The sequence below is a fragment of the Microcystis sp. M_QC_C_20170808_M3Col genome (assembly GCF_007095505.1).
Taxonomy (GTDB): Bacteria; Cyanobacteriota; Cyanobacteriia; order Cyanobacteriales; family Microcystaceae; genus Microcystis.
In genome coordinates this window covers 1-7,212 of sequence record NZ_SFBY01000037.1, presented here as the reverse complement: position 1 = coordinate 7,212, position 7,212 = coordinate 1, and the positions used below count along the sequence as shown (strand labels likewise).

Genomic DNA, 7,212 nt, shown 5'->3' with positions numbered 1-7,212 from the left:
ACGGGTCGGAAAGCGTAAGACTTCTGTTAAAGAAGCAGCATCCCGGGTCGCGTCAACCCCATTCAGCGACCATTCTAAAAAAGTGGCGTGGTGAGGAATCGCCGTCCGTTTTACGGCGGTGAGGATGTCAATTGCTATATATGTTGAACTCAGTGATGGAGGTATTACTGGTTTTCCTAGCGATCGCTTGTAGGGGTGTGGAAAGGCGATCGCTTGTAGGGGTGTGGAAAATAATGATAGAATGCACAAAGTGTAGATTTCAATGTGAAAGCGATTTATACAGAAAGCTTAGGAGTTAATTTATGCGAACAATTACCTTGCAAATTGACGATAGCATTAGTGAAAAATTTCTATGGTTACTTGATCGCTTCTCTAGAGACGAAATTAAAATTCTGGAACAATCAGATTATGTCAGTGATGACGAATATCTAAGGGGAATCGAAGGAATGATTCAAACTATTCAGGCAGCCCGTGATGAATCTATTGAACAGAGCTTAAGCTTAGATGAGTTAGATTGGTAATGTATAAAATAATCTTTATGACCCAATCTCAAAAAGATGCAAAAAAGATTGCTTCTAGTGGACTGAAGCCCAAGGTTCTTGAACTTATCAAAATAATTGAAGAAGACCCGTTTCAATACCCACCGGATTATGAGTTATTAAAAGGGGATATGAAAGGGTTAATTAGTCGTCGTATCAATAAACAGCATCGGCTAGTTTATGAAGTCTTTGAATCGGAGAAATTGATCAAAATTTATCGGATGTGGAGTCATTATGACTAGATCATTTTGATGCTGGAGAGCGATCTATTTTTAGGAGATAGAACGGAATGATCGCTTTTTGGGAAATATGGAAAGTGCGCTCTTTTTTTGGGAGATGTGGGAGTGCGATTATTTAGCTCCACAGCACTGGGCATCGTTGGGAAAATTATGGGAAACGGCATCTAGCCAGTTTTTTTCGTTCAGTTCATCCTCCGACATCAAAAGAATGACGCGCACAAACCGATCTTTTTCTTGGGGAATAGGATGATCAAGTTGAATTTGCCCTTGGGTATTGAGGATACCAGTGGTTTCAATCGCACGCATAGCAAAGCCTAAAGGGAGTGATTCGATTCTAATACCATTTTTCAAAAGTAATGGCAGAGATGGTTAATTTCCCTCACCCCCAACCCCTCTCCCTTTCTGGGAGAGGGGAGTAAGATACCTGCTACGAATAAAGAAAAATGGTATAACATTAAAGCAACCTTGAAAAGCGGTGATGGGCAAATACAGCGATCGCTATTCTCAGGCTCACTCTATTAGAATTCATCTTTTTATTGGTTATTGGTGCGCTTCCATATAGGCTCGGAGCAACTGATAACTGTTAACTGTTAACTGATTAGGGGAGACCGCACACAACACGAAAACCGTGTCCGTGGCGGAGAACATCGCTGTCGCCGCGATACGCGGAACGGCAAAGCCCGGGATAGGAGTCAAAAGCGCCGCCACGAAGTAATGATCCGTGCCTTAGATAACTATAATCACCCCATGCAATGCTGCCATTTTCTTTAATATTGTCTGATTTGGTTGCATAACTTTCATGATATTGATCAGCACACCATTCCCAAACATTGCCGTGCATATCATAGATTCCCCAGGGATTAGGTCGCTTTTCCCCAACAGGATGGGTTACATTATCTGAATTACCACTAAACCAGGCATAATCTCCTAATTGATTTTCATCATCGCCAAAACTAAATCGGGTTTCTGTACCAGCGCGACAGGCATATTCCCATTCTGCTTCTGTTGGCAAACGGTAGTTTTTTCCCGTTAACTTGCTCAGTTGTTTACAAAAGACTTTAGCCTCATTCTGACTAACAGATTTTACTGGGTTCTGGGGATTTCTTGGAAACATTAAACTAGCTTTTCCCATCACCGCTTCATACTGTGCTTGGGTGATAGGATATTTGCCTATTTGAAATGCTGGCACAATTACTTCATGTATCGGTTTTTCCTCTTCACGCTCATTAGAACCCATATTAAATTTACGGGCGGTTATATGCACCATTTCTAGGTTAAAGTCTGGAGGTAATGAGGTAATATTTTGGCGAATTTGTTGTGGTTGAATAGGCTCATTAGCTGGCCGAATTACCTTGGGTGATACTTGTAATAATTTATCAACATTTAACGCCGCAAAGCTAAATTTAGAGTTAGCTGCCGATTTTTCATGACCGTAAGCTATTAAATCTTTCAGCTTACTATAACTACCCCAATAGCGAATCGACTCCTCTTCATTTGCTGGACTCAACCATCCCCGTACAATTTTTTCTAGTTTTGCTAAAATTTGCTTATCATTTTCTAAATCTGACAATAACAATGGCCATTTTAAACTAATGGCAGTAAATTTGCCTAACTGTTCAAAAGTTAGAGAAGGATATAACAAATTATTATCCTCGTCTCGCTCCTCAAAAAATAAACCAGTTTCATTAGCGATATAAACCTTCAGACGAAAGACATTGATAAAGTGTTTAATCCGTCGCGGATTGTAATCCAATGCGGGAGCTACCATCATAATGACATTCCGCACTGTTGGGGAATCTTTATCAAAATTTTTGACTTGAATCGCTTCTAATCGCTTAATTACGGCTGCTTGTGCTTTCTCTTTTTCGGTTTGTTCGGATTCTATTAAAGGATTATCTAGAGACGAGTTGTTTAAATCACTTGTCTGATTACTTGTTGCGGAAGTGAGATACTTTTGCGAATTTTTCTCCGGGGTAAAGCTAACTTAAACATACCCCAGAATGACTGAAAAAATTTAGAAGAGGATTTATCTGGCTGTAAATTGGAAGGAGTTGAAGTAGCAAGCTGAGTCAAAAAATGCTTCAAATCTGACCGGGATGGTTGGGGAACTAAAAAGGGAAGCTGGACAAACTTTTCAATGAAAGTATAACCATAAGCCAACCCTTTATTAGAACTACGTCTCGCTAAAATATCAGGATCAATTTCTGTGGTTTCCGACGGTAAATACTTGAGAATGTTTTCGTATTTTACCGCTAAACTAGCGGCTACTTTTTCTCTGTCCATTCCTAAAATAAACACCACTGACGGATCATCAGCAATCATCAAATTAATCGCTTGCATCAAGTCTGCTGATTTTGGATGTTCACAGCGATCTAAATCGTCAATAAATACATATACTCGATCATTGCCAATATAAGCATCAACAATTTTAGCAAAATCTTCATGAAATTCTTCTACAAATGCCGATTGTTTTTTATAATCTGGGGCTTCTATGTATTTAATTAGGTTGTTTTTGGGGTTTTGAAGTAACCTTTGAAAATTTCTCGATAAACTCTTAATACCAGCGAAAATTCCTGCTCCTGATAAGGTAAACCCGACCGCAGTAAATAATAATTTAAAAACTGAATTAATTTTGCTCCAAAAAACATCTTGAGAGGTTGTTGCTCCGATTAATTCGTTAATTCCTTCAACTCCATAACCGATTAAAATAAAGGGAATGGCAATTGAGGCACAAATCACAAAAATTATTACTGGTAAAGCTTTAATTAATTCAAATAAGCCTTTTTCTAAGTTAAAACGCAATAATTGTAACTTAAAATGTCCTAGGATAACTCGAGGTAAATCTCGCCAATTTTTGGGCGTAGAAATCTGCTTAATAAAAGACAGCGCAAAAGCCGCCCATACCGACTCCGCTTTATCGTGTCGCCAAGCATTAAACCAAACTGTCCGACCTCCCTTTTTTCGTAAATATTCCTCTAACATTTTCATAAAAGAAGACTTGCCACTACCCCACTCTCCCTCAACCGATAAAGTTAGGGGTGGTTGTGTCTGCTCATGCAACAAAAATTCAGCGATCGCTATTACATAAGGCTCAAATCCGAGAGCATCATTATTAGTAGCTTGATCGCTGACGCTAGTATTGCGGATAGATTCAGGAGAATCGGACATGGTAGTTATTTTTAGGTGACAGAGAACGGAGAAGAAAATAGATTACCTTATCAATCCGAGAAACGCGATATATAACCTCCTGTGCAACAAAAAAAGCAACGAAGAAAAGACATTTTCATAATATTATCTAAACCCTATAGGTTCTGTCAAGTAGGGGATAGAGGATTTAACTTAGTGTCTATAGAGTTATTGGGGTTTAGTTTTACTAGGAATCAGAATTAATGACCAGTAGGTGACAGCCTCTGGATCGATTTCGGTAATCGCAATAATTTGCTGATTGGGTAAGGTTGCTCGTTCGATGTAGAGGGCGCGTTCTAATAAACCTAATTCCTGGAGAATATTGCGAACTTTAGTGAAATGTCTGCCTAATTTAATAATCGCCGCTGCATCGATAAATGCTAGGCGATCCCGCAATATTTCCGCCTCTAAAGTAGCCGGCATGATACTAAATACGTCATTTCGATAAGTAATAGGTACACCCAGCATTGCTGCACTTGCCATCACTGAAGAAATGCCCGGCACGACTTCAATTGAAAAGCGATCGCACAAGCGATTAAAGATATACATAAATGTGCCATACAACATCGGATCGCCCACACATAGCACCGCCACATCTCGACCTAAGTTTAAATGTTCGGCGATGTTTTCGGCAGCAATATCATAATGAGGTTGAGAACTGCGCTCGACACTAAAAGGCAAAGGCATGGGAATTTCTATCTGCTCGGGACGGATAAAATCCGACACAATTGCCCGTGCCAAAACTTTGCCACTTTCTAAGGTAGGATAAGCAATTACCGGAACAGTTGTGAGAATGCGGTGTGCTTTTATTGTCAACAATTCGGGATCACCAGGCCCGATTCCTAATCCATAAAGTTTGCCTAATTCATTCATAATTCGTTCTCTTTTGCTAAAGCATTGACTGCTGCTGCTGCGATTGCGCTGCCTCCCCTACGTCCGTGCAGGGTAATAAATGGCACGCCACGACTATTAGTTGCTAATTCTATTTTCGACTCTGCCGCTCCCACAAATCCCACGGGAAAGCCTAAAATCAAAGCTGGTTTATCTACATTTTGATCGAGCAATTCTAGTAGGCGAAAAAGTGCGGTTGGTGCATTACCAATGGCTACCACCGCTCCAGCTAAATGAGGTCGCCAAAGTTCTAAAGCGGCAGCGGAGCGGGTATTATTAATTTGCCGTGCTAACTCGGTCACTTCTGGATGATTGAGGGTACAAATAATCGGATTATTTTTAGGTAAACGCGCTTTGGTAATGCCATTAGCGACCATTTGAGAATCACAGAGAATTGCTGCACCCCCAGCGAGGGCATTTCGTCCGATTTTAACCGCGTCCGGTGATGCTTCTAAATCTTCTGTTATGTCTGTCATCCCGCAGGAATGAATTAGACGAACCGCCACATGAGCTAAATCATCGGGGAGATTTTTCCAGTTAGTTTCAGCCCGAATAATAGCAAAAGATTTGCGGTAAATTTCCTCACCATTCTTAATGTATTCCATTCTATTCATCTAAATTTTTCGATTTTTGGGAGCTTAAAATTTGGGCTATGAGCGGGGGAATCTTGGCAAATTCTCCCTCAAATATGGGTGTTTCTAAGAATTTTTGACTATCACCCACATAGACTTGATAAGCTTCCAGTATTTGGCCATTTTCCTCGATGGTAGTTCCTAAAAGGGTAATTTCGGCTGGACCCGGTTGAGCGCAGGATTTAGCACAACCTGTCAAATGAATATTAACAGGAGAATTGCAGGTTAAGCGTTCTTTCAAATAATCTGCTAGGAGAGAAGCGTGAATTTGAGTTGCAGTGGCTGCTGCTGCACAACCGGGTTTACCGCTACAGGCAACTATTCCCCCATCCCATCCGGGAGAAGCGGATAATCCTAAGGATGCCAGTTTTGGCAACAATTCTGAGACTTTTTCATCGGGAATATCGGGTAATATAACAGTCTGCCAAGGGGTTAATCGTAACTGACCACTGCCAAAAGTTTCTGATAGTGCCGCTAATCCCCATAGTTGATTAGCCGTCAATTGTCCTAATCTTAATGATAGACCAATATAAGATAATCCAGGTTGCTTTTGAGGATGAATTCCCAGATGAAAATAGGGTTGAGTAGAATGGGCAGCTTGCCAGTATTTTTGCTGGTGTATTATGCCGGTAGAAGTCCGATGTAATTGGGAGTTAACTTGTTCGAGATATTTTGCTAATCCCCAATCTTTTAGCAGGTGTTTCATCCGAGGTTTTTTCCCCTTGATATTAGGGTTTTGTTGAACATAATCGACATAAACCTTTACCAGTGCTTTGACCACAGCTAAACAGTTTTCTGGCTCAATTAATAAGTCCGTGTCATATAATTGTTTATCTCCTGCGAGTGCTAATCGAAAGCAAACAAGAGAAGTTAAATTTGTCGGATTATTGACGGCAATTGCCGATAGCTGAATCTCGTTATAGCGGTGTTGCCAGGCCATAGTTGAACCAGTACCAATTCCCACTGCACCACCGCCATCGATCCCGATACTAAATTTAGGACTTAGTTCGGCAATTGATGGATAATTTTGGATAAAATTATCTAATTCTTGGACTAATGGACGAGTATCGATCGATTCTTGGCAGTCAATTCCGGCAGTGGGACTAGACATGATGTTACGCAGATGATCGATACTGGGATTATGGGCAGCTAACCCTAATTTTTGCAGGGTTTGAAATTCTTCTAAACTGGGGGATTTTTGCAGTCCGCGAATTTGCAGATTTGCCCGATTGGTAACTTGTATTGTCGTCTGCCATTGTTCGAGCCAAGTGGCGATCGCTTTTCCCTGTGGAGAATTGAGCCATCCACCGGGGGTGCGGAGACGAATTAAAAACCCATCCTGGGCAGCAGTTCCATAAAATAAACCGGGACAAGCATTTGCTTCAACTAACCAATTCACCGTTGTTTGTTCTCCATGCGACGCAGAGAAGTAGTTAGAAAATTAGTTGTCTATACTACCGATCAAAAGCTTGTAATTGGTATTCTGACTCGCAAGGAAAAAGGGAAGATGTACTCTTTTTACTTTTTACTTGATTACAGTTGCGGCACAGTACCAGAATTGCACTGGACTTTCCCAAAGACAAGTTTAAGGATTATACCACGTTTTCGGTTGAAACTCAGTATCGTTAAGAATCGCTACATTTTCACCCCTTTGTGCCAAGACAAATAAACCTTGACGATAAGCATATTTATCCGCTCCTTCTTCGATTTCAATGCCTGCTACTG

The 7,212-nt window shown here is 40.7% G+C and carries 7 protein-coding genes, 2 pseudogenes and 1 riboswitch; of the genes and pseudogenes, 2 read left to right on the top strand and 7 right to left on the bottom strand.

The features are described 5' to 3' along the window. Positions 1-249, bottom strand: a 249-nt coding sequence (locus tag EWV84_RS01960; RefSeq protein WP_287076073.1) for a hypothetical protein, incomplete at its 3' end; no start/stop codon positions are given. Positions 250-302: 53 nt separating this feature from the next. On the opposite strand from EWV84_RS01960, the gene EWV84_RS01955 reads away from it, so the two are divergent. Then, the gene (locus EWV84_RS01955; RefSeq protein WP_286824201.1) at positions 303-521 is read left to right on the top strand and encodes a hypothetical protein; all 219 of its coding nucleotides are present in this window, start codon (positions 303-305) and stop codon (positions 519-521) included. A 17-nt stretch (positions 522-538) separates the two neighbouring features. Further along, the gene (locus tag EWV84_RS01950) at positions 539-781 is read left to right on the top strand and encodes a Txe/YoeB family addiction module toxin (RefSeq protein ID WP_286824200.1); all 243 of its coding nucleotides are present in this window, start codon (positions 539-541) and stop codon (positions 779-781) included. Positions 782-889: 108 nt separating this feature from the next. Here the strand turns inward: EWV84_RS01950 and EWV84_RS01945 are convergent, their stop codons facing one another. From EWV84_RS01945 to EWV84_RS01920, 6 genes and pseudogenes are all read right to left on the bottom strand, one after another. After that, entirely contained in the window at positions 890-1,084 is a 195-nt protein-coding gene (locus EWV84_RS01945) for a hypothetical protein (RefSeq protein WP_286824199.1), read from the bottom strand. Between the two features lie 292 nt (positions 1,085-1,376). Beyond that, positions 1,377-3,946: pseudogene (locus EWV84_RS01940) on the bottom strand (SUMF1/EgtB/PvdO family nonheme iron enzyme). Positions 3,947-4,132: 186 nt separating this feature from the next. Beyond that, the gene (gene cobI / locus EWV84_RS01935) at positions 4,133-4,837 is read right to left on the bottom strand and encodes a precorrin-2 C(20)-methyltransferase (protein WP_287076070.1); all 705 of its coding nucleotides are present in this window, start codon (positions 4,835-4,837) and stop codon (positions 4,133-4,135) included. Further along, positions 4,834-5,460 carry a precorrin-8X methylmutase gene (locus tag EWV84_RS01930; protein WP_287076075.1) on the bottom strand — a complete coding sequence of 209 codons (627 nt, stop codon included), beginning with the start codon at positions 5,458-5,460 and terminating at the stop codon, positions 4,834-4,836. Before EWV84_RS01930 ends, cobI begins: the two co-directional genes overlap by 4 nt. Before the next feature lies 1 nt (position 5,461). Next, positions 5,462-6,886 (bottom strand): precorrin-3B synthase, encoded by a 1,425-nt coding sequence (gene cobG / locus EWV84_RS01925; RefSeq protein ID WP_287076068.1) that lies wholly within the window; start codon positions 6,884-6,886, stop codon positions 5,462-5,464. A gap of 57 nt (positions 6,887-6,943) precedes the next feature. Continuing rightward, positions 6,944-7,102, bottom strand: a riboswitch (cobalamin riboswitch). Next, positions 7,073-7,212: pseudogene (locus tag EWV84_RS01920) on the bottom strand (DUF3782 domain-containing protein); the annotation flags it as partial. (Overlaps the previous riboswitch by 30 nt.)